Raw genomic sequence first — 20522 nt, 5'->3', positions numbered from 1 at the left:
CCCTGGGCGAGGGTGTCGTGGATCTCGCGGGCCAGGCGGTCGCGTTCGGCCAGCACACCGGCGGTGTGCTGGGCGGCGGCCAGGTCGGCGCGGGTGGCTGTGAGCTCCTCGATCAGTCTGCGGCGGTGTTCGCTCTCCCGGTACAGGGCTTGGTACCCCCACACCACCGCGACCGCCACGGCGGCGCCGAGCGCAGGACCGATGGCCATGGCGGGGCTGAAGGAGTGCTGATGGGCGGCGAAGCCCGCGATGGCCGCAGCGGCGGTGGCGGTCACGGCCGCCAGTCCGGCGTGGCGGGGCAGCAGGTGCAGCTGGAGGAAATACAGCGGGAAGGCCACCCACACGGCGTCGGGGGACAGCGCGAGCAGCATCAGCCACACAACGCCTACGGCGGCCAGCCACAGCGCGGCGGCCCGCCGCGAGCGGCGTACGCCCGGCAGCATGGGCCCGACCGCGTACACCAGGCCGCACGTCGCCGCCACGGCGACGATCGATCCGGCGTGGGGCCGGTCGTCGGTCACGGCCCGGCCGGCGGCCAGGGCGAGCAGGCCGATGATCAGCAGGTGCAGGCACCAGGCCAGGGCCCGGGTGGTCGGGGTCAGGGCGGGGGCAGCGGTGTTCACAGTGCGTCCCAGGTTACGGAGGCCGGTGCCCCGGGGGCCTCCATCGAAAGTTAGAACCCGTGTGCCGTCTTTCGGCCCGCCAAGTGCAGTCCTGCGCCAGACGCGGACACAGGGGGGTGACCGCGAGGGTGGGGTCATACCGCTTCCACCGCCGGAAAGGACAGGCCGAGGCCGTGTTCGTCGCCTGGAGAGACCTGAAGTTCGCCAAGGGGCGCTTCGCCCTGATGGGGACCGTCATCGTGCTGATCACCCTGCTGGTCGGGCTGCTGTCCGGGCTGACGGCCGGACTGGGCCGACAGAACATCTCCGCGATCACGGGGCTGCCCGCCGACAAGATCGCCTTCCAGGCGCCCAGAGGCGGGCAGGACCTGTCGTACTCCAGCTCCACCGTCACCCAGCAGCAGTGGCAGCAGTGGTCCAAGGCCCCCGGCGTCGAGAGCGCCGAACCGCTGGGAATCACCACCACCAAGGCCACCGCCGGGGACAAGAGCACCGGGGTCTCCGCCTTCGGCGTCGAGCCCGGCTCCCGCCTCGCCCCGGACAGCAACAAGATCAGTAACAGCGCGGTGGTGCTGTCTGTCGCGGCCGCCGACGACCTCGGCGTGAAGGCCGGCGACTCCCTCACCCTGGCAGGGCAGCAGTTGAAGGTGGCCGCCGTCGAGGGCGACGCCTTCTTCAGCCACACCCCGGTCGTCTGGACCAGCCAGGACGTCTGGCGGAAGACCGCGCCGCCCACCGGCAGCGGGGAAGGCCCGACCGCCACCGTCATCGCCCTGAACAGCACTTCCGGGGCTGATACGGCGGCCATCGACCAGCAGGCCGGCACCAGGACGGTCTCCATCGAGGACTCGCTGTCCGCGATCGGCTCCTACACCTCCGAGAACGGCTCCCTGCAGCTGATGCGCGGCTTCCTGTTCGCCATCTCCGCCCTCGTCATCGGGGCCTTCTTCACCGTGTGGACCATCCAGCGCAGTGGCGACGTCGCCGTCCTCAAGGCCCTGGGCGCCTCCACCGCCCACCTCCTGAAGGACGCCCTCGGCCAGGCCGTCGTCCTGCTCACCGTCGGCACCCTGCTCGGCACCGGCATCGCCGCCGCCCTGGGAGCACTCGTGGCCGGCTCGGCCGTGCCGTTCCTCCTCACGCCCGCGACCGTCCTGATCCCGGCCGCGGTGATGATCGCGCTCGGCGCGCTCGGGGCCGCCCTGTCCATCCGTCGCCTCACCTCCGTCGACCCGCTGACCGCCCTGGGGAGCGCCCGATGAGCCTGAACCTGACCGAGATCACCCTCACCTATCCCGACGGCGACTCCCGTCTGACCGCCCTCGACCAGGTCACGCTCGATGTGCCCAAGGGCAGCCTGACAGCCGTGGTCGGCCCTTCCGGCTCCGGCAAGTCCAGCCTCCTCGCGGTCGCCGCCACCCTGATCACCCCCGACGCCGGCACCGTCACCATCGACGGCCGGGCCACCACCGGCCTGACCCGCGGTGAACTCACCGAACTGCGCCGCCACAAGATCGGCATCGTCTTCCAGCAGCCCAACCTGCTGCCCTCCCTCACCGCCGCCGAGCAGCTCCAGGTCATGGCCCGGATCGACGGGCGCAACCCGCGCACCGCCCGGGGCAGGGCGATGGAACTTCTCGATGCTGTCGGCCTGGCCGACCGGGCCGCGCGGCGGCCCCATCAGCTCTCCGGCGGCCAGCGTCAGCGCGTCAACATCGCCCGCGCACTGATGAACAACCCCACCGTCCTCCTGGTCGACGAGCCCACCAGCGCTCTCGACCACGAACGCGGCGCCGCCGTCATCGACCTGATCACCCGCCTCACCCACCGGCAGGCCACCGCGACCGTCCTGGTCACCCATGACCGCACCCACCTCACCGCCGTCGACCAGATCGCCGAAGTGCACGACGGACGCCTGCGCCTTCCGGCCACCACCCGCCAGGTGTGCTGACCGGGCAGATTGGTGACGCGGCCGACGGGGGCTTGGCCGCCGATTCCGGTGTGGGGTCGGCGGTGGTCGTACCAGTGAAGCCGGTCGGGAGACATCGCCTGCCGTTGGGCCTCCGAGGTGCAGGGCTGGATGTGGGCCCACTCCTCGAGCAGGGTGCGGTGGAAGCGTTCGACCTTGCCGTTCGTCTGTGGTCGCCACGGCCGGGTCCAGCGGGGCCGGTGCCCCATCCTGACCGCCGCGCTCAAGGGCAAGCTGGGGCACGGGTATTGCCGCGTCGGCCGATCGGCCTGGGGTGATCTTGGAGTTGGTCGTGCCGGGGAGGGTTTCGCTCGTGCCGTCCGCGTCGCCGTCGTACCAGGGCTGTCGGTACCCGGTGGAGATCATCGCGCACCGCGTGCGGCGGCACCTCCGCTTCCCGTTCGGCCGCCGCGAGGCCGAGGAGCTGATGCTCGAGCGCGGCGTGCTCGTCTCCCGCGCGACCGTCCGCCGCTGGTGCGCGAAGGTCGGACAGGGCTACGCCCACGGCCTGCGCCGCCCCCGGCTCCGGCCCGGAGACACCTGGCGCCCGGCACCTGGACGAGGTCTTCGTCGAGAGCAGCGGCGAGCCGCAGTGCCTGCGGCGGGCCGTCGACGCCGACGGAGACAGATCACCGGCGTCACCGCCGGTCTGCCGCGGCCCGAGCCCAGGCCGGCACCCTGACCCCACCGGGCCTCGACGCACCGTCGGACACCCCCGCACCCAATAACGCGACGACGACCGGCTGCTGATTGCGAGCCGGTTTCCGGGAAGGAACGGGCGCCGCCGCGCCGGTACGGCACGGCGGCGCCCGTGGAATCGGACAGGCGGCTGTCAGAGAGCCAGGAGTGAGACGATGGCCGGCCCGAACGCCGCACCGAGGAGGTACGACAGGTTGAACAGGCCGATTACCGGGGGGCGTTGGTCATCGGGGACGGCCGAGGTGGCGTGGACGGCGAACACTCCCTGACCCGATGCCGCCGCGATCGACGCCAGTGCCTGGGCTGCCGGCAGCACCAGGGGCGCGGCGCCGAGGACCGCCAGCACCCCGGGCGTTCCTGGCGCCGTTGCTGCACGGCGTGCCCCGCGAGGTGCTACGCCGGATGCGACTGCTGGTCCGGCCGGGCACGGTCCTGCGCCGGCACCGCGACCTGCTCGTCCGCCGGCCCGCCGCCCGGCCCCGGCCCAAGCGCGGCGGCCGACCGCACCGTGCGCTCGATCCGCGTGCCGGTCCTGCGCCTGGCCGGGGAGAATCCCGACCGGGGCCACCGGAGGGTGCATGGCGAACTACTCGTGCTCGGGGTGAAAGTGGCCGCGTCCACGGTAGGGGAAATCTTGAGGGAGGCCGGGATCGAACCGGCACCTCAACGAGCTTCCAGTACCCGGGCCGGCTTCCTGCGCTCCCAGGCCGGCGCCCTGCTGGCCTGAGACTTCTTCGAGACCGTCGCCTTGCCCGGGGCCCGGTTGTACCTGTCCGTGGTGATCGAGCATGCCAACCGTCGGATCCATGTCCTGGGCGCCACCGCGCATCCGACACCCTCCTCGTGTCGCAGGGTCCGCCGGAAGGCCGGCAAACCGACGCGGTGGCGGGGCTCAGAAGGGGAAGCCGTACCGTCCTTGCAGGCGGACGAAATGCGCGGGCGTAAGTATCCGTCGGCGCTCCAGCCCCATCGCGGTGCGCAGAAAGGACACGACCTGCTCCCGGCCACCCGGCCCGATGGGCTGGACGAGGTGGCCACCGAAGCGCAGTTGCCCGGCCAGCGGGGCGGGAACCTCCGGGAACGCGGCGGACACGATGACTGCGTCGTACGGAGCGCGGTCCGGTACGCCGCCGCTGCCGTCCCCGATGCGCAGCTCGACATTCCGAATGCCCTGCCCGGCGAGGTTGCGCCGTGCCTGCTGGGCGATGTCCGGCCACATCTCGATGGTCACGACGTCGGCGGACAACCGGGCAAGCAGCGCGGTCTGGAAGCCGAGGCCGGTACCGATCTCAAGTACGTGTTCGTCCCCGCTCAAGTCAAGGCCCTCGATCATCATGGCGGAGAGCGAGGGCTGCGTGGTCACCTGTGCGTGCTCGATCGGAAGGGGCACGTCATGGTAGGCACGCGCTTGCTGGCCGGTGGGGACGAATGCCGCACGGGGCGTCGCTCGTACGGCCTGGAGCAGACGCTCGTCGGTGATACCGGCCTCTCGAACGGCCCGCACGAGTTCCTCGGTCGGATGGGCGGCTTCGGTCATGTCCGCTGCTTTCCGTGCGATGGCCGGAATCAGTGTCCAGTTCTCGGGCCCGCAGGACGGTCAGGCAGGCGTGGGCGGCCATGGCCGACGTCATGGGGCGGTGCCGGCCCAGGTAGCGGCGGACCTGGTCGCCGTCCGGGCCGCACTCCTGCTTGGCGCTCTGGAAGCACTCCCCCACCGCCCAGCGGCTGCCCGCGACGCGGATCAGCTCGTCCAGCGCCGCTTCGGCGGAGCAGCACCCAGTGCCGACGGTCGGGCCGGTGCCAGGAGCTGACCTCGACGCGGGCCCAGTCGTAGACGCGTCGGCCGTGGGCGCCGTCCCCGCACGAGCGGCGCTTCCACGTCCTGCTCCTTGGACTGAGCGGCCCCCTGGTTCGAGACCATGAGGTCGCGTGCCACAGCCGTGCCGGATGCAGGGGGCGGCCACGGTCAACAACGGGAACGAGCGGTTGCACCCGTGCCCGCCAGCAGGGCCGATAAAGCCGCGGGGGCACCGCCGAGGCACCCCGGCCGCTTTCCTGAAGCGGGTGTCACAGGTTCGGATCCTGCCGGGAGCACTGCGCCGAGGGCCGGTCCAAAGGCATCGGCCCCCGCTTGAGGTTCTCCGTGGACAGAGGCTTTTCAGGTGGTCAGGGGGACCGGGTGGATCTCGTCGGCCCGGTGACCAGCGCGTTCGTGAATGCGCTGGATCGCTTCAGCCGAGGGGGCCTCGGAGAGGCAGTAGACAGTTCCGGACTCCGGGTCCGCCCAGGCCTTCTCGAAGTGGACGCCTTCCTCCTTCTCGATGTCCAGGTCGGCCTTGTGGGCTTCCCGCAGCTGGTCGGCTGTGAGGCCCTTCATTCCGTGGTGGACGTCCATGAACCGGGGCATGGTGTCGTGCCTCCTTCCGACTGCCGCGTCCCGGCGGATGCCGAGTCGCATGCCGGCTGCGTTACGTCCATCCTGTGCCCGTACGACCGCGATGGCGACCGTGCGGCACCCACCAGCCGGTTTCCGGCACATGCGACATCGAACGGGAGGCCGGGGCTGCCGGCGTGACGGAAGGCCGTGCGTGCCCTCCACGTAGCCGATCCGGCAGAGCCTTTCTGCTGACTGTAGGCACGGGCCTCATCCCCTCCTAGGGCAACGCGTAGATCGAGGACCGGGACGTGCCGGCGTAGGAGGGGACGGGCCGCCTGGAGGGCGAGGCCGGCGTCACCGAAGGCCACCAGGGCGCTGAGCTCACGCAGGGCGACGTGGGTGGGGCTGAAGGTGACCCAGGACGTGGGCCGGACACGGACGCTGGCGGCGAGGACCACCGGGGCCGGCGGATCTGCGCGACGGAGGCCGTCGGGAATAGCCTGGAGAAGAGCGGCACCGGGACGGAACGACCCCTCCCGATGCATTCCCTTCACCGAGGGGGACGTGGAAGAGGGAGGCGAAGAGCCATGCCCTGGAACCTGAACGGCACGTACCTGGAGAGCTGCAACTGCGACGTGGTGTGCCCTTGCACCACCTCGGGCCTCACCGCCCCGGCCGACCACGAGCGCTGCCAGGTGACCTTCGCGTTCCATGTGGACAGCGGGAACGTGGAGGGCACGGACGTCTCCGACCGCAACGTCGCCGTCTTCATCGATGCGCCCCGGGTGATGGCCGAGGGCGGCTGGCAGGTGGCGCTGTACCTCGACGCATCGGCCGACGACGGCCAGGCGGAGGCGCTGGGCAAGGTCTTCTCCGGTCAGGCCGGCGGGCCGATGGCGGCGCTCGCCCCGCTCATCGGTGAGGTCCTCGGCGTGGAGCGCGTTCCCATCGACTACCGCGACGACGGCCGCCGCCACTCCGCGCGGGTGGGCGGCGCCATCGACATCGAGATCAAGGACCAGGTCGCCCCGCAGTTCGGCGAGGACGGTCCGGTCATGGGACTGACCGGCATGTTCCACCCGGTGAACAGCACGCTGACCATTGCCCGGTCGGCCCGGGCGACGGGCGACGGCGTGTACGGCCGGTCCTGGGACTTCTCCGGAGGCAATGGGCATTCGGCGCCCTTCACGTGGTCCGCATGACCGGTGGGCCGGTCACCGGCCGCCGCAGGGCGAGCCCCGCCGGGCTGCTGCTGGTCGCGGCGGCCGCCGCCTGGGTCTGGATGGTGACGCGCTGGGGCGGCATGCAGGCGATGCCCGGCACCATGAGCCTGGGCCCGTCCGCTTTCCTGGCCGTGTGGACGCTGATGATGGCCGCGATGATGCTGCCCGCCACGGCGCCCGTCGCCGCGCTGTACGCACGCACCATGACCGTGCATCGGACGCCGCGCATGGTCGTTTTCACGGTCGCCTACTTGCTCGTCTGGGCCGCGGCCGGGCTGCCGGCGTACGCGTTGGCCGTCGGCCTGGGCCGGGCGGCGAGCCTCCCCGCCGCTACGGGGACCGCAGTGGCCGCGGCCGTGTTCGCGGTCGGCGGCGTCTACCAGCTCACGCCCTTCAAAGACCGCTGCCTGGCGAGATGCCGCTCGCCGATCGGGCTGATGCTGCGCTACGCCTCGTACCCGGGGCTCTCGCGCGATCTGCGTGCCGGAGCCCACCACGGGGCCTTCTGTCTGGGCTGCTGCTGGTCGCTCATGGTGCTGCTGGCGGCGTTCGGTCTGATGAACCTGTGGGCCATGGTGGTCCTGGCCGCCGTGATCACCGCCGAGAAGCTCGCTCCGGCCGGCCGCCTGGTGGCCCGTACCGTGGGTATCGCCTCGATCGCCCTGGCCGTCGCCGTCTTCTGGGTCCCGGCGCTGGCTCCGGGCCTCACCGGTGGTGGTATGACCGGGATGTGAGGCCGGACGGACCGTCCCTCGGCTCCATCCCGTAGGAGATGTGGTGGCTCTGCTTCGCAGGTGGAGGCGGGCCACCACGTCACACGTCGCCGTCTCGTCGGTCGGACATGCGCGCAGAACGGATTCGGCACCCATGAGGCCGGGAGACCCTGCGAGCACGCGAGAACCACCGAAGCGTGCTTTCCCGGCCGGGCGTCGTGCAGCCGGATCACCCGGAGGCCCGCGGACCGGGCGACGCGGGTGAAGGACCGGTAGGGGTTCCGCGACTCGACCGGGCGCCCGGTGCGGGCGGCGGCGAAGACGTGGTCCGAGTCCCGCCGGGTTTCTCCCTCTCGCCCGCGCCGGTCCCCAAGCCTTCCTGGCCCTTGCCCGCCGACGGGTCAACGTGCTCCGGGCCCTCCTGCGCGACCAGCGGAGCCACCTCCCTGCCCCACCACCCCGACACCCGGCCTGACGCTTGACGAACGAGATGAGGAGGAGCCGGGGTTCGACACGCTGCGGGACAGCCCCGAGCTCTCCCTTCGCTGCTCCTCCGGGAAGCTCGACTGCACGGTGTTGACCACCGGGGCCGGCATGACGCCCGGTCCGAGTCCGAGGTGAAGGCCGCCGGGCGAGCTGCAGCGCTTCTGCTTGCCCCGGTACGTGCGTCCGCCCCTTCTCTGCCGCGACACGGCCGGTCGACCGAGGTTCACTTCATTGCATGAGCGACGGCGGCAACGCACCCCACCGGCGAGGGCACACTCCTTGGTGGCGCGCAGATCAGCAGTGGCGGGCGGCCGGCCGTCGTTTCGAGGAGAGCGGGGCGGGCCGGCTGTGGGGGCGACTCTCGGCGGTCGACTTCTTCGGGCACTCCTTCCAACTGGCCTCGCTCGCGTTCCTGTGCTTCTTTCCCTTCCTGATCATCATCACCGCGGCGGCAGGCCGTGAGGCCGCCATGGTCGTCGTCAGTTGGCTGGGGCTGAACCAGCAGGCGGCACAGGCCGTGGCATCCCTGTTCGTCCCTGCAACAACGTCGTACACCCTCACCGTGACGAGCGCCGTCCTGCTGCTGCTCGGAGCCATAGCCGTGGCCGGCACCCTCCAGAGCTGGTACCGGATGCTGTTCAACGTCCATGGAGGCGGGTGGCGGAACACCGTGGCCCAGCTCGCCTGGCTCGCAGGGCTCCTCGCCTATTCCGCCGCGCAGGCCGGGCTCGGCAGGGCGTTCGACGGGTGGCTCCTGCCCAGCCTGCTCGGCTTCCTCTGGGCGGTCCTCTTCTGGTGGGGAAGCATGTACGTACTGCTCGCCGGTACGGTGACATGGCGCGCCCTGTTCCCCTCAGCCCTGGTCACCAGCGTCTGCTGGACCGGCCTCGGGGTGTTCTCCGCCCACTACTTCTCAGCGACGATCGTGGCGAACGAACAAAAGTTCGGCCCTATCGGCGTCGTCATGGTCCTCCTGTCATGGCTGGTGGCAGTCGGCGTGATCATCCACCTGGGGGCCGTCGCGGGCCGCATGCTGCGTTGAGCCCCCACCGCACGACCTGCTCTGCCCCTTCTCATACGGAGCGGCATCATGAGACGCCCATCCGGCCGTCCTGAGGCCGTAGAAGGGGCACTCAACGACGACCGACACCGGCAACCGACGCCGGTTAAGGCGCAGATCTTGCACCGGGTGCGGACCGGTGTGTAGCGGCGGGATCTTCCTGAGCGGTTCGGTCCCTGGAAGACCGTCTGTGAACGCCACCGGCTGTAGTCGGCCGACGGGGCGCGGGAACGTCCGTTGCAGCAGGTCCAGGCCGCTGCCGACGTTGCGCGGTCCAAGTCATCGCCTCACGTGCCGAGCGGGTTCGCGGTGCGGAGCGGCAGGTCCCTGTTCGGCTGTCCGTGTGAGGAGGTGGGCCATGGCGTGGTCGAGCTGCCGCCGCAGGGTCGCCGTCTCCGAGGCCAGGGTGCTGACCAGTACGCCTCCGCCGGGAAGCTCCATGAGGGCGGTGTCGTGCGCGCGGAGCGCAGCGGGGGGAGTGCCGTCGCTCGCCAGGTCGGGGTCCACGGCGATCAGCGTGCCGACGGTGCGCCGGCCGGCGGTGACGGCCGGGCCGTTCCATCCGAGGGCCGCCGGACCCACGCCGAGCTCTTGATCGTAGACCGGCCCGTGCTCCGTCTCGACGCGCACTCGCTGGCGGTAGGCGCCGGGTGCTTCGCCGTGCCGTCCGAACAGCACCTCCTCCCGCAGGACCAGCCGGGCGCCGGCTTCCAGCACGATGCGGATGTCGGTGATGTGTCGGCACCCCCGCCCGGCGATCACCAGTTCCGGGAGCCAGGCCAGGGCCGCGCCTGTGCCCACACGGATGCGGATGTCCAGGCGTGACTCCTCGCCGTACGTTCCCGGCAGCAGCAGCGTAGGGGCGACCTCGCCCAGCAGGAGGGCGCTGGAAGGACCCACGTGCACGTCCAGGGCCAGCCGGTCGCCGCCGAGTGGTCCGGCGGCGCCGGCCGCGACATGAACGCGGGCGGGGTCGCTTGTGCGGCCGACCCAGGCGGTGACCGGGGACGCGCCGAGCGGTGACGTGGTGCGCAGCATCAGCGGCCAGTCGGAGCGCAGCACCGAGATCCGGGTGCGTGGCCGCCCGACCGCGGGCTGGGTGCGCTCGGTGGCGAGCCGGGCCGATGCCCGGGTCATGACCTGCTTCTCACCTGTCGCCGCCCAGTCGGTCCCGGACCCAGGCCGTGACCTCGTCGGCCGCCGGGTTCTCGACGAGGGACAGGAAGCAGACGGGGCGGTCGCCACGCCTGTCCTCGGCGTCGCGGGCCATCACCGAAAGATCGGCGTTCACCTGACCGGCGAGATCCGTTTTGTTGATGACCAGCAGGTCCGAGGCGGTGACGCCGGGTCCGCCCTTGCGGGGGACCTTGTCGCCGTCGGCGACGTCGATGACGAAGACCTGGTGGTGGACCGGTCCATGGCTGAAGGTGGCGGTGAGGTTGTCGCCGCCGCTCTCGATGAGGATCAGGTCCGGCGGAGGCAGGCTTCGTTCCAGCTCCTCGACCGCTTCGAGGTTGGCGGAGATGTCGTCGCGGATGGCGGTGTGCGGGCAGCAGCCGGTCTCGACCGCCCGGACGCGCTCCGCGGGGAGCACTCCGTTGCGCAGCAGGAAGTCGGCGTCCTCGGACGTGTAGATGTCGTTGGTGACGACGGCGAGTTGTGGTTCGCCGGCGAGCGACCGGCACAGTGCCGCGACGAGCGCGGTTTTGCCCGACCCAACGGGGCCGCCGAGGCCGATCCGCAGCGGACGTCCCGGAGGCCGGGGGAGCCGGGCCGTGTCCCGGCCGGGTGGCGTGTGGCTGTGTGTGGGCTCGTCATCGGGGTCGTGTCGGTCAGGACGCAAAGAGACGCACCTCCCAGGTGGCGTGGAGTTCGGCGGAGATGTCGAGCAGGGGCGCGCCGTGCGAGGGCAGTGCGTCGGCGGGCGCCTGTGCGCTGTCGGCGGCCCGCGCTGCAAGGCGGTCCATGCGGGGTGTCAGCCGTGCGAGGGCGGCGTGCACGGCGAAGGGGTCGAGTCCGAGCAGTCGTACCGCCGCCGTAGCCGGACCGGTCGCGGCGTCGTGCAGGGCGGCGGCCGCGGCCGCGCGGGGGCCGAGGCCCAGGGCCCGGGCCGCTGCGCCGAGGGCGACGGGCTGGTGCGGGCCGCCGGGCAGCGCGGCGGCGAGGGCGTCCAGTCCGCGGTGCGGCTGGACGGCCCGGGCGGCGCGGAGCAGTTGCCGGCCGAGCCTGCGGGAGGTGGCGCGCAGGGCGGGCGAAGGCGTGCGGGCCTCGAACTCGGTTCGGACGCACCCCGAAGAGCGCAGGCTCCCACAGGACGAGGTCGGCGAGTTTGCCCGGCTCGACGGAACCCACCTCGCGCCCCAGCCCGTGGATGATCGCGGGCACGATCGTGTACTTGGCGACATAACGGCGGGCGCGGTGGTTGTCCGCCCGGCCGTCGCCCGGCAGGGAGCCGCGCAGTTTCTTCATGACGTGCGCGGTCTGCCAGGTCCGCCGCACCACCTCACCGAGTCGTCCCATGGCCTGGGCGTCGGAGGTCATCGCGGAGATCGCGCCCATGTCCTGGAGAATGTCCTCGGCCGCCATGGTCGACGCCCGCACCCGGCTTTCGGCGAAGGCGAGTTCGGCCGGGACACGCGGGTTCAGGTGATGGGCGATGAGACAGATGTCCAGCTGTTCGTCGGCGGTGTTCACCGTGAAGGGCCGGGTGGGGGTGGTGGAGGACGGCAGAACGTACGGTTCCCCCACGATCCGGATGATGTCCGGGGCGTGACCGCCACCGGCACCCTCCGTGTGGAAGGCGTGGAAGGTGCGGCCGGCGACCGTGCGCAACAGGTCCTCGACGAACCCGGCCTCGTTGAGGGAGTCGCTGTGGATCGCCACTTGGACCCCGCTGGCGTCGGCGACGCGTAGTGCGGTGTCAATGACGGCCGGGGTGGCGCCCCAGTCCTCGTGGACCTTGAAGCCGCCCACGCCGGAGCGGAGTTGCTCCCGGAGGGACTCCTCATTGACCGTGCTGCCCCGGCCCAGGAAGAGCACGTTGACCGGCCACGGTTCGAACCCCTCCAGCATGCGTTCCATCCACCAGCCGCCCGGCGTGGCCAGAGCAGCTTTGGAGCCGTCGGTGGGCCCGGTCCCGCCGCCGACGAGGGTCGTGGTGCCTGCCTCCAAGGCGACGATGGACATGTCGGGCGAGACGAAGTGCACATGGGTGTCGACGGTGCCGGCCGTGAGGATCAGCCCGCTGCCGTTGACCATTTCGGTGGAGGGGCCGATGACGAGGTCAGGATGGACGCCGTCCATGATGTCGGGGTTCCCGCTCTTGCCGAGCGCGACGATCCGTCCGTCACGGACCCCCACGTCGGCCTTGACGACGCCCCAGTGGTCCAGCACCACGACCCCACCGATGACCAGGTCAGGTGTGCCGTCGGCCCGAGTGACATGCGACTGCCCCTGCGACTCCCGGCCCGACTTGCCGCCACCGAAGACCGTCTCGTCGCCACCGACGCACCGGTCCTCCTCGACCTCGATGAGGAGGTCCGTGTCGGCGAGTCGGATCCGGTCGCCCTTGGTCGGCCCGAGTGACGCCACGTACTCCCGGCGGTCGATCTCAGCCATCGAGGGGACCTCCGCACGCGCCGCGCAGGCCGCGCACGATCCGCCGGCCACCCAGCGGGACGAGTTCCACCTCCACGGTGGCGCCCGGTTCGAAGCGTCGCATACCGCCGGCCAGGATGTTCAGCCGGTGCCCCCAGGCACGGTCCCGGTCGAACTGCAGTGCCGGGTTGGCCTCGGCGAAGTGGTAGTGCGATCCGACACTGACCGGGCGGTCGGCTGTGTTGACGACCGACAGGGTCACCACCGGACGGCCCGCGTTGATGGTCACCGGGTCGTCGTCGTAGATGATCTGTCCTGGGTCTCCCGGCGCGACACCCGACTCCGCACCAGGCTGTACCAGTCCCGTTGAGTCTCCCTTCCCGGAACCGGGAATGAGCTCCCTGCCGCTGCTGCCGCTCGCTCACTGGATCGGCCTCTGCACCGCGATCAGCTTCGTGCCGTCCGGGAAGGTCGCCTCGACCTGCACTTGGGCGAGCATGTCGGCGACGCCGTCCATCACCTCGTCACGGCGCAGGACGCCGCGTCCCGCGTCCTGAAGATCGGCCTTGGTGCGACCGTCGCGGGCCCCTTCGAGGAGGAAAGCGGAGATGAGGGCCGTGGCTTCCGGCAGGTTCAGCTTCAAGCCGCGCTCCCGGCGTTCCTGAGCGAGCTTGGCAGCCGTATAGATCATCAGGCGCTCTCGCTCCTGAAGACTGAGCAGCATCACTGGCCCCGCTCCATCCAGGACCGTTCTGGGGCAGACCGGCCGACACCCGCGTACCGGAAGTCAGCCTTGCACAGCGGTCGGCCGGTGGCGCGGTGATGTTGAGCTACCCGGGTTCACCACACCGTAGGTGCCCGCAGGGAGACCCGCCGGGGCGCTGTCGCACCTGGCCGGGTGGGGGTGCGACGATGAGCCACGAGGGAGCGATCGGTGCCGCGCACCGTCGTGGTGAGCCAGTGGGCACCACCAGTGTCGGCCTGGTCGGTGGCTTGGGCGTCGAGGCGGGTGCAACCACCTCGCACGGTGCGCGTGTTGGTCGAATTGGCGACAGAGCAAAGCGGATGGTCGGTAGGGGATGAATCAGGTCGACGCGATGGAACTCGCGGGGCGTGTCTCTTCCGAGATGCATGTGGGGAGGGTCGTGCTCTTCGGGACCATGTTCCCTCTGGGGCTCGTCACCGTTTGCAACATCGCGCAGATGGCGGATCGGATATTCCTCTTCCTGGCGGACGTGGTACCCGGCCCTGTGGAAAGGACTTCTCCGCGGTCGCTCCGGTTCACCGCCGGCGTTATAACGTTCATTTCTCTGATCGGTTTGGTGGTCGAGATTCGTATGGGTCTCACCTGACACGGGACACAGGGCGGCCCATGGGGAAAAAGGTGTTTCCCAGTCGCTCTTGTGCGACATCCCGGCCTCGCTGATGGCGAAGCGGACGGTCATCTCGGCTCGGTGGTCGGGACGGCAACGCGCTGTCCACGGGCGGTCCCTCTTCACCCTGACCAACCAGGAGATCGTCCCACCCGGTCAGTCGACGTGACAGCACCCGAAGGACGGCCCCCCGGTGGCGAACCGTCACCCATCGCGAAAATCCCGCAAGAACCGGTTTCCCGGCGCCCACACGGTCACGGTGCCTCCCGCTGTATCGATGAGGTTCCCTGGCCGCGGCGAACGGCGAAGCGGATCGGTACCCGTTCGGCCAGGGCGTCGATGTGCGTGACGATGCCGACCACCTGGTCCCTGCGCGTCGCGAGCTCTTCCAGCGTGGCGGCGACCGTCTCGAGTGTCGCCTCGTCCAGTGCGCCGAACCCCTCATCGAGGAAGATCGACTCCAGTTGAGCGGCACCGGCCGCGGCCATGGCCGGCAGCTGCGCCGAAAGCGCCAGGGCGAGGGCGAGGCTGGCCTGGAACGACTCACCGCCGGACAGTGTCCTGACCGGTCGGCGACTGTCCGCGTCGGCATGGTCGACGACGAGGAAGCCCCCGTCGTCGTGAGTCAACTCGAACTGCCCGCCGGACAGTTCGGCGAGTGTCCCGGAGGCTTCCGCGACGAGGGTGTCGAGGGTTGTCGCGACGAGCCAGCGGGGAAACCCGTCCGCGCGCAGGAGGTGGCCGAGTGTCCTCGCCACCTGGTGCGTCCGCTCTTTGTGCTGCCGCTGCATGTCGAGCTTCGCGGCCTGCTTCCGCCGTTCGATGAGACGCCGCGCCTCCTGCCGGGCCCCCTCCAGCGCCGCCGCGACCGCCGGCTCGGCCGTCTCGGTGAGTGGCCGTCCTGCGTGGAGGGGCACCTCGTGGGTGGCGAGCACACCGGCGAGCCGGCCCTCGGCGGTGGTGAGCTCTCCACGGACCCTCGCCAGCCTCTCGTACGCGCCGGACAGAGCCGTTTCCCGGGTGGTGGCGGCGGCCGCCGCCCAGGAGACGAGGGCGGTCCACGCCGCGGTCAGGTCGTCACGGTCCGGCACCGGAGCCCCGAGCGTGACGAGCGGGTCGCGCACATGCTCGAGCGCTGACCAGGCCGCCTGCACCTCCTGGCGAACGCTCGTCGTGGCCTGTTCGACGCTGGCCCTGGCAGCTCGCGCACGCCGCAGTCTCGCGTCCGCCTCGTCGGCAGCTCCTTCCAGCTGCTCTCGGAGTGCGAGTGCGGCGGTTGTCTGCTCCCGGGTGAGGGCGTCGGCGAGGACGGAACGCAGGGCGGCGATCCGGCCGGTGAGCGCGTTCAGTTCGCCGGTGGCCTGCTGTTCGGCTCCGAACGCCTTCGTCCACGCCTCGCGCAGCCGCTCCACCTCCCGGTCGGCCCGGACTCGTGCCTGCTCGGCCCTGTCCAGGTCGGGCGCGGCCAGCGGGCCGGGTACCGTCGTGACCCGCTGCCCGCACACCGGGCACGCTGCGCCATCCTGCAGGTGCGGTCGCAGCGCCGCGGCCAGATGGGACCGTGCCGTGACCTCCTGTGTCCGGCGCGCCTGCAGGGCGAGCCTCTCGGCCTCCTCCTCGGCGGCGGTCACGTCGGAGAGTGCCATGGCGCAGTGCCGCTGTAGCGCCTGCGTGGCGGGCAGTCTCCTTTCCAGCGTGTCGAGCTCCATGTGGTCGCGGCGGGCCTGCTCGAGCGGGGCCCGGGGCGGTGCCGCCGCAAGCCGCTCACGGGCAGCCGTGTCGGCTGCCTCGGCCGCGGCGAGTTCCTCGTCGGCCGCCTCCTCGGCGGCCTTGATGTCGCATTCCCTCTCGCCGAGTTCTTCGAGCCCGGCCGACACGGCGACCGCCCTCAACCGGTCCCGCTCCGCGGTCAGCGTCTCGCACGCCTGCCGTGCCTCGGTGACCGCCGCGCCGTGCGCGGCGAGTTCGGGGAGCGCCGCACGGACCCGCTCGGCGACCTCCTCCAGCGTGGCCACCCGGTCCTGTGCCGCTTGTTCCGCGTACTCGGTCGCATCGGTGAACTCCTCGAGCTGCTGGGCGAGGAGCTCGGCGCGCTGCCTCGCGCGCTCGGCCTCCGAGTTCGCCGCCTGCGCGATCCGGGGATAGATCTCCAGACCCATCAGTTTGACGAGGATTTCCTGCCGTCTGGCCGGTTGCGCGTGGAGGAACTCGGCGAAGTCCCCCTGCGGCAGCACCACACAGGTGATGAAGTGCTCGAACGGCAACCCGAGCAGTTTTTCCACCGCGGGCGTGACCTCGGAATCGGAGGCGAGCACTTCGGTGATGTCGTCCGGCGTGCCGAGAGCGTCCGGGTCGGCGAGTCGTTCCAGCCGGGCGTTCTTCACACCGACGCCGCCGGCGGCAGCGCGGCGCAGTTCTCGGGCGGCGACGTAGCGGTGTTCGGCGAGGTCGAAGACGAGCCGGACAGTGCCCCGGTCGGTGGTGGGTGCGAGTGCGTTCGCGACCGTGCGCCGGTTGTTCCAGCGCGGCACCGATCCGTACAGCGCGAACGTGATCGCGTCGATGACGGTGGACTTGCCCGATCCGGTCGGGCCGACGAGCGCGAAGTAGTCCACTTCGCGGAAGTCCACCGCGGCCGGCTCCCGGAACGAGGCGAAGCCGTCCATCTCCAGTAGTACCGGCCTCATGGGGACTCCTTCCCGCCGTCAGGCGTGCGTGGCGGTGGCCTGGTCGTGGAGCCTGGTGAACAGTGCTTCGACCCGTTCGTCGGCGATCCCCCGGGCGGTGCAGTACGCGTGGAACAGCTCGGCGGGGCTGCGGTCCGCGCCGTCGGCCGGGGGAGACGGCCTGGTGGTGTGCACCGGTGCGGCGAACCCCGGATCGATGCGCACCTCCAGCGCGTTGGGCAGCAGCCGCTGCACGTCCTGCCGTAGCCCTGCGCGCGCCGGTTCGCACAGCGACACCCTCAGGTAGTCGTCGCCGAACTCCTCGGCGCGCTGGGCCAGCTCGTCAACGGTGCCGCGTACGGTGCGCAGCCGCCGTCCGGACCCGATGGGCACCTCGGCGGTGACGCGGGTGGGCGTGCCGACCTCGGCCTCGACGACAAGGACCACAGTGGAGTCGTTCTCCTCACCGAAGTCGAGGGTGATCGGGCTGCCGCAGTAGTGCACCGGACACGGTGCGGGCAGCGACTGGCGGCGGTGCAGGTGCCCGAGCGCGACGTAGTGGGCGTCCGGTGGGAAGGCACTGGTCGGCACCCAGTACTCGAGGACCGACTGGGCGGACCGCTCACCCCCGCCGAGCTTTCCCCCGGCCGCCGTCAGGTGTGCCATCACCAGGTTGACCGTGTCGTCGCGGAAGCCGGCCGTGAGCGCGGCAAGCAGGTCCCGCACCAGCCGGCCGTAGCCGGCTGCGGCCTCCCGAGGCGTCTCGGTGACCAGCTGGGCGGCCCGTACCGCGTGGCGTCGGGCCAGGAACGGCAGCAGGGCGACGGCGACCGGCTCCCCCGTCGAGCGCGCGGTGAATTCCACCACCCCGCCGTCGGCCGCAGGGCGGGCAGTGCCGGCCAAGGTGATCCCCGCGCTCGCCATGAGCGGCCGGTAGGCGTCGAAAGTGGCGGCGTGGTCATGGTTGCCGGCGATCGCGATGACCTCGGCGCCCGTGCGTCGCAACGCGAGCAGCGTCTGCACCAGCAACTGCTGGGCATGCGCCGACGGGGCGGACGACTCGTACAGGTCGCCGGCGACGAGGACAGCGTCAACGCGGTGATCCCGTGCCACCTGGGCGATCTCACGCAGGACCGCCCGCTGTTCGTCGAGCCGGTTGTGGCCCTTGAGCACCTTGCCGATGTGCCAGTCCGAGGTGTGCAAGAACTTCATGGAAGCGCCTCGCTTTTCCAAGGCGGTTGCCGACGGTGACATGCCGTCGGCCTCCTTGCCCGCAGGTGCGGGGTCGTGGATCCTCGCCGCCCTCGCTGACCGGGGGAGGCGCCGGGGAGCCCGGCACCGCAGGCGGGACAGGTGGCGGCAGCACTTCCGCGCAGCGCCTCCGTAGGGCCGCCGTTCCGCCGGATGCGTGGCAGGGGTGACGGACCAGAGGTGTACGGCAGGGGTATCCGGACCAAGAGCAATAGCCTCCTTTCATGACCGAGGAGACGATCATCGCGCTGCGGAACTATGACTGGCTCGTCCGCGATCGAGGGCTTGATGACGTAGCGCTGCACTGGGACTCCGGCACCCTCCTGTACGGCGAGGGCGGTGCCACCATCGACGCCCTGATCGAACGGGGCTTCACTCCCGCCACATAGCCGCCCACCGCCACTGGCCTCCGTGCCCCGCTGGGCGCGGCGGTATTTCGGCTGCTGCGCGGTGCCTTTCCGGGCGAGCCGCCGCGTGCACCAGCGTGCCCGGATCACCGCCGCGCTGGACCTCTCCGGCAGCCGGTCGATCGTCCGGAACCGGTGGCGCAGCGGGCAGGTCACGAAGTCGGCCACGCGCGACGGCGACAGTGACGGCGGCGCGGGCGGGGCCGGTGTGCCGGAGGCCTCGAACGGCTGCGCGCCCCCGGCCCCACGCCGGTTCGCTCCGTACGCGATCCGCCCACACGGCTGCCCATCCGTCGACGCCTTCATCGGCACGTCTCCTCGTCGGCGCGACCTACCCGTCGACCCCCGGCTCGGGTGGCATCAACTCGTCATACACGGCTTGGTGTTGCCCATCATCACTTGGGCACATCACTCGCCCGTCGGAGAGGCACTTCCAGTGGTGCCGCAACACCTCTTGCGCGGCCGCCTCCGGGCTGTCGAACACCTCGAAGCCGTCGCCGTCCTCGTCGTAGACGTAGTCACAGACGTCACAGACGATGGAGTGCATCTGACGGGTGGGGAAACGCGGCGGCCGCTCCCCTCTCGTCACCGGCCGGCCTGGATGACGGCTGCTGCTTTCCGGCCCCCAGCAGGCCGCAGAGCTCTCGTCCACGCGCTCGGTCCGCGGGGGCGCGGCCGCCTGCCGGTCGGTGGGCGGCATCCGGTGCAGACCGCTCACGGAGCGGAAGCCATCGTCGTCGTACCGCGGGCAGGCGGAGAGGGCGAGCAGGTACTCGTGCAGGGTGCGGCTGTAGCCGGCGCCCGTCAGCGCGTGGTGCTGTCCGCCGACTCGCTCCGGCAGTGGCGGGTCGCCGGCCTGGACGACGAGGGACCGCAGCTCGTGGCACCAGCGCGGCACCGAGGGCGGCATCGCCGCCCAGTCGTGGTCCCACAGGGAGTGCAGACGCCAGATGTGCTGGCCGCCGTAGTAGGCGTACAGGTGGGTCTCCGGGGAGCCATCGGCGAAGTACTCCGCCACGCCGTCGCGCATCTCGTCGAGGAGCTTGACGTCGGGATGGGTGCGGTCGAGGAGGCAGGGAGAGCCGTCGACCGTGCACCGGGGCAGGTGGGGCCACACGTTGTCGGCCAGCCACGGGACGTTGAGCACGGCGCTCACGTCCATCCCGTTGTTGACGGCGTAGTAGTCACAGCCGGAGTCGTCGGTGAGGCCGATGGAGATCAGACCTCGGACGGTGGGGTCGGCGGGAAGGAACTCACAATGGAGGTAGACGCGACGAATGGTCGAAGCGGTGTCGCTCACGTGCTGCTCCTCGGCGGCCGAAAGCGTCTCTGGCAACGCGGTTTGTGCGCGTGCGGTGTCCTGGCCGGTCGGTCACGAATGACCGTCGCACGCTGCCCTCCCGGCGCAGGACGCATACCGCGCATCCCCCTCCCTGGTTCAACGGATTCCCGTTGAGGGGCACAGAGCCCGGACAGGCGGACGGCGGAAGGGGGTGGCACCGGCTCAGAACTCGATGGAGGCGGCGGGGACGGTGTCCGGTCCCGCCCCGATGCCCAGCTTCTCCTTGATCTTCTTCTCGATCTCGTCGGCGAGGTCGGGGTTGTCCTTGAAGAAGTTGCGGGCGTTCTCCTTGCCCTGGCCGAGCCGGTCGCCCTCGTAGGCGTACCAGGCGCCGGACTTGTAGAGGAAACCGTGCTCCATGCCCAGGTCGATCAGGCCGCCCTCGCGGCTGATGCCCTCCCCGTACAGGATGTCGAACTCGGCCATCTTGAACGGGGGTGCGCACTTGTTCTTGGCCACCTTGACACGGGTGCGGTTGCCGACCGCCTCGGTCCCGTTCTTCAACGTCTCGATCCGGCGGACGTCCAGCCGCACGGAGGCATAGAACTTCAGCGCCCGGCCCCCGGTGGTGGTTTCCGGGGAGCCGAACATCACGCCGATCTTCTCCCGGAGCTGGTTGATGAAGATCATCGTGGTCCCGGAGTGGCCGAGCGCACTGGCGATCTTCCGCAGGGCCTGGCTCATCAGCCGGGCCTGGAGGCCGACGTGGGAATCGCCCATCTCGCCCTCGATCTCC

18 protein-coding genes and 8 pseudogenes are annotated in these 20522 nt (G+C 71.0%); 9 read left to right on the top strand and 17 right to left on the bottom strand.

Annotated elements, in window-relative coordinates; genetic code table 11:
• Positions 1-623: pseudogene (locus B7L92_RS09945) on the bottom strand (sensor histidine kinase); the annotation flags it as partial.
• 173 nt (positions 624-796) lie between these two features.
• Between B7L92_RS09945 and B7L92_RS09940 the strand changes: the two are divergent.
• Together B7L92_RS09940 and B7L92_RS09935 are read left to right on the top strand one after the other, a co-directional pair.
• Entirely contained in the window at positions 797-1885 is a 1089-nt protein-coding gene (locus B7L92_RS09940) for an ABC transporter permease (protein WP_081237064.1), read from the top strand.
• Entirely contained in the window at positions 1882-2574 is a 693-nt protein-coding gene (locus B7L92_RS09935) for an ABC transporter ATP-binding protein (protein WP_081237063.1), read from the top strand. Before B7L92_RS09940 ends, B7L92_RS09935 begins: the two co-directional genes overlap by 4 nt.
• On the opposite strand, the pseudogene B7L92_RS09930 reads toward B7L92_RS09935, so the two are convergent.
• A pseudogene (locus B7L92_RS09930) lies at positions 2565-2786 on the bottom strand (integrase core domain-containing protein); the annotation flags it as partial. The gene B7L92_RS09935 and the pseudogene B7L92_RS09930 sit on opposite strands and share 10 nt — an antisense overlap.
• Before the next feature lie 119 nt (positions 2787-2905).
• On the opposite strand from B7L92_RS09930, the pseudogene B7L92_RS43855 reads away from it, so the two are divergent.
• A pseudogene (locus tag B7L92_RS43855) lies at positions 2906-3218 on the top strand (transposase family protein); the annotation flags it as partial.
• A gap of 206 nt (positions 3219-3424) precedes the next feature.
• Here the strand turns inward: B7L92_RS43855 and B7L92_RS09920 are convergent.
• From B7L92_RS09920 to B7L92_RS42195, 5 genes and pseudogenes are all read right to left on the bottom strand, one after another.
• Positions 3425-3637, bottom strand: a complete 213-nt coding sequence (locus B7L92_RS09920) for a hypothetical protein (protein WP_255310846.1) — start codon at positions 3635-3637, stop codon at positions 3425-3427.
• A gap of 546 nt (positions 3638-4183) precedes the next feature.
• Positions 4184-4828 carry a protein-L-isoaspartate(D-aspartate) O-methyltransferase gene (locus B7L92_RS09910; protein ID WP_081237061.1) on the bottom strand — a complete coding sequence of 215 codons (645 nt, stop codon included), beginning with the start codon at positions 4826-4828 and terminating at the stop codon, positions 4184-4186.
• Positions 4812-5193, bottom strand: a pseudogene (locus B7L92_RS09905) (IS701 family transposase); the annotation flags it as partial. The gene B7L92_RS09910 and the pseudogene B7L92_RS09905, both read right to left, overlap by 17 nt.
• A gap of 256 nt (positions 5194-5449) precedes the next feature.
• Positions 5450-5698 (bottom strand): SCO4226 family nickel-binding protein, encoded by a 249-nt coding sequence (locus tag B7L92_RS09900; protein ID WP_081237060.1) that lies wholly within the window; start codon positions 5696-5698, stop codon positions 5450-5452.
• 215 nt (positions 5699-5913) lie between these two features.
• Positions 5914-6099 (bottom strand): annotated as a pseudogene (locus tag B7L92_RS42195) (helix-turn-helix domain-containing protein); the annotation flags it as partial.
• Positions 6100-6255: 156 nt separating this feature from the next.
• On the opposite strand from B7L92_RS42195, the gene B7L92_RS09890 reads away from it, so the two are divergent.
• The 4 genes and pseudogenes from B7L92_RS09890 to B7L92_RS42180 all read left to right on the top strand — a co-directional run.
• Positions 6256-6870: a DUF1326 domain-containing protein gene (locus tag B7L92_RS09890; protein ID WP_081237059.1), complete on the top strand. Its 615-nt coding sequence runs from the start codon at positions 6256-6258 to the stop codon at positions 6868-6870.
• Positions 6867-7625 carry a DUF2182 domain-containing protein gene (locus B7L92_RS09885; RefSeq protein ID WP_081237066.1) on the top strand — a complete coding sequence of 253 codons (759 nt, stop codon included), beginning with the start codon at positions 6867-6869 and terminating at the stop codon, positions 7623-7625. The genes B7L92_RS09890 and B7L92_RS09885 overlap by 4 nt, the downstream gene beginning before the upstream one ends.
• A 700-nt stretch (positions 7626-8325) precedes the next feature.
• Entirely contained in the window at positions 8326-9132 is an 807-nt protein-coding gene (locus B7L92_RS09875) for a YihY/virulence factor BrkB family protein (RefSeq protein WP_081237057.1), read from the top strand.
• 135 nt (positions 9133-9267) lie between these two features.
• Positions 9268-9420 (top strand): annotated as a pseudogene (locus B7L92_RS42180) (transposase); the annotation flags it as partial.
• 9 nt (positions 9421-9429) lie between these two features.
• Here the strand turns inward: B7L92_RS42180 and B7L92_RS09865 are convergent.
• The 6 genes and pseudogenes from B7L92_RS09865 to B7L92_RS09840 all read right to left on the bottom strand — a co-directional run bounded on the left by B7L92_RS09865 (position 9430) and on the right by B7L92_RS09840 (position 13471).
• The gene (locus B7L92_RS09865) at positions 9430-10287 is read right to left on the bottom strand and encodes an urease accessory protein UreD (protein WP_081237056.1); all 858 of its coding nucleotides are present in this window, start codon (positions 10285-10287) and stop codon (positions 9430-9432) included.
• 10 nt (positions 10288-10297) lie between these two features.
• A complete protein-coding gene (ureG, locus tag B7L92_RS09860) occupies positions 10298-10993 on the bottom strand; it encodes an urease accessory protein UreG (RefSeq protein ID WP_081237055.1) in 696 nt (231 codons plus the stop codon).
• A pseudogene (locus tag B7L92_RS09855) lies at positions 10983-11420 on the bottom strand (urease accessory protein UreF); the annotation flags it as partial. The gene ureG and the pseudogene B7L92_RS09855, both read right to left, overlap by 11 nt.
• Positions 11317-12768 (bottom strand): annotated as a pseudogene (locus B7L92_RS09850) (urease subunit alpha); the annotation flags it as partial. The pseudogenes B7L92_RS09855 and B7L92_RS09850, both read right to left, overlap by 104 nt.
• The gene (ureB, locus tag B7L92_RS09845; RefSeq protein ID WP_368656237.1) at positions 12761-13036 is read right to left on the bottom strand and encodes an urease subunit beta; all 276 of its coding nucleotides are present in this window, start codon (positions 13034-13036) and stop codon (positions 12761-12763) included. The gene ureB and the pseudogene B7L92_RS09850, both read right to left, overlap by 8 nt.
• Positions 13037-13168: 132 nt before the next feature.
• Positions 13169-13471 carry an urease subunit gamma gene (locus B7L92_RS09840; RefSeq protein WP_043495686.1) on the bottom strand — a complete coding sequence of 101 codons (303 nt, stop codon included), beginning with the start codon at positions 13469-13471 and terminating at the stop codon, positions 13169-13171.
• 355 nt (positions 13472-13826) lie between these two features.
• Between B7L92_RS09840 and B7L92_RS09835 the strand changes: the two genes are divergently transcribed.
• Complete coding sequence (locus B7L92_RS09835) at positions 13827-14099, top strand: hypothetical protein (protein ID WP_081237053.1); 273 nt, start codon at positions 13827-13829, stop codon at positions 14097-14099.
• Positions 14100-14374: 275 nt separating this feature from the next.
• Here B7L92_RS09835 and B7L92_RS09830 read toward each other — a convergent pair whose 3' ends face one another.
• Complete coding sequence (locus B7L92_RS09830; protein WP_081237052.1) at positions 14375-16807, bottom strand: AAA family ATPase; 2433 nt, start codon at positions 16805-16807, stop codon at positions 14375-14377.
• 18 nt (positions 16808-16825) lie between these two features.
• Entirely contained in the window at positions 16826-17998 is a 1173-nt protein-coding gene (locus B7L92_RS09825; protein ID WP_081237051.1) for an exonuclease SbcCD subunit D, read from the bottom strand.
• 263 nt (positions 17999-18261) lie between these two features.
• Here B7L92_RS09825 and B7L92_RS41040 point away from each other — a divergent pair, with 263 nt between their 5' ends.
• Positions 18262-18426: a hypothetical protein gene (locus B7L92_RS41040; RefSeq protein ID WP_170102193.1), complete on the top strand. Its 165-nt coding sequence runs from the start codon at positions 18262-18264 to the stop codon at positions 18424-18426.
• Between the two features lie 349 nt (positions 18427-18775).
• Here B7L92_RS41040 and B7L92_RS09815 read toward each other — a convergent pair whose 3' ends face one another.
• Both B7L92_RS09815 and B7L92_RS09810 read right to left on the bottom strand, forming a co-directional pair.
• Positions 18776-19744 carry a hypothetical protein gene (locus B7L92_RS09815; protein ID WP_081237065.1) on the bottom strand — a complete coding sequence of 323 codons (969 nt, stop codon included), beginning with the start codon at positions 19742-19744 and terminating at the stop codon, positions 18776-18778.
• A gap of 204 nt (positions 19745-19948) precedes the next feature.
• A partial coding sequence (locus B7L92_RS09810; RefSeq protein WP_497590778.1) for a recombinase RecA family protein occupies positions 19949-20522 on the bottom strand: 574 nt, incomplete at its 5' end.

It is taken from the genome of Streptomyces viridosporus (assembly GCF_002078235.1).
Classification (GTDB): Bacteria; Actinomycetota; Actinomycetes; order Streptomycetales; family Streptomycetaceae; genus Streptomyces; species Streptomyces viridosporus.
Note: the sequence above shows the minus strand (reverse complement) of the source record. Positions and strands in the feature narration are given on the sequence as shown.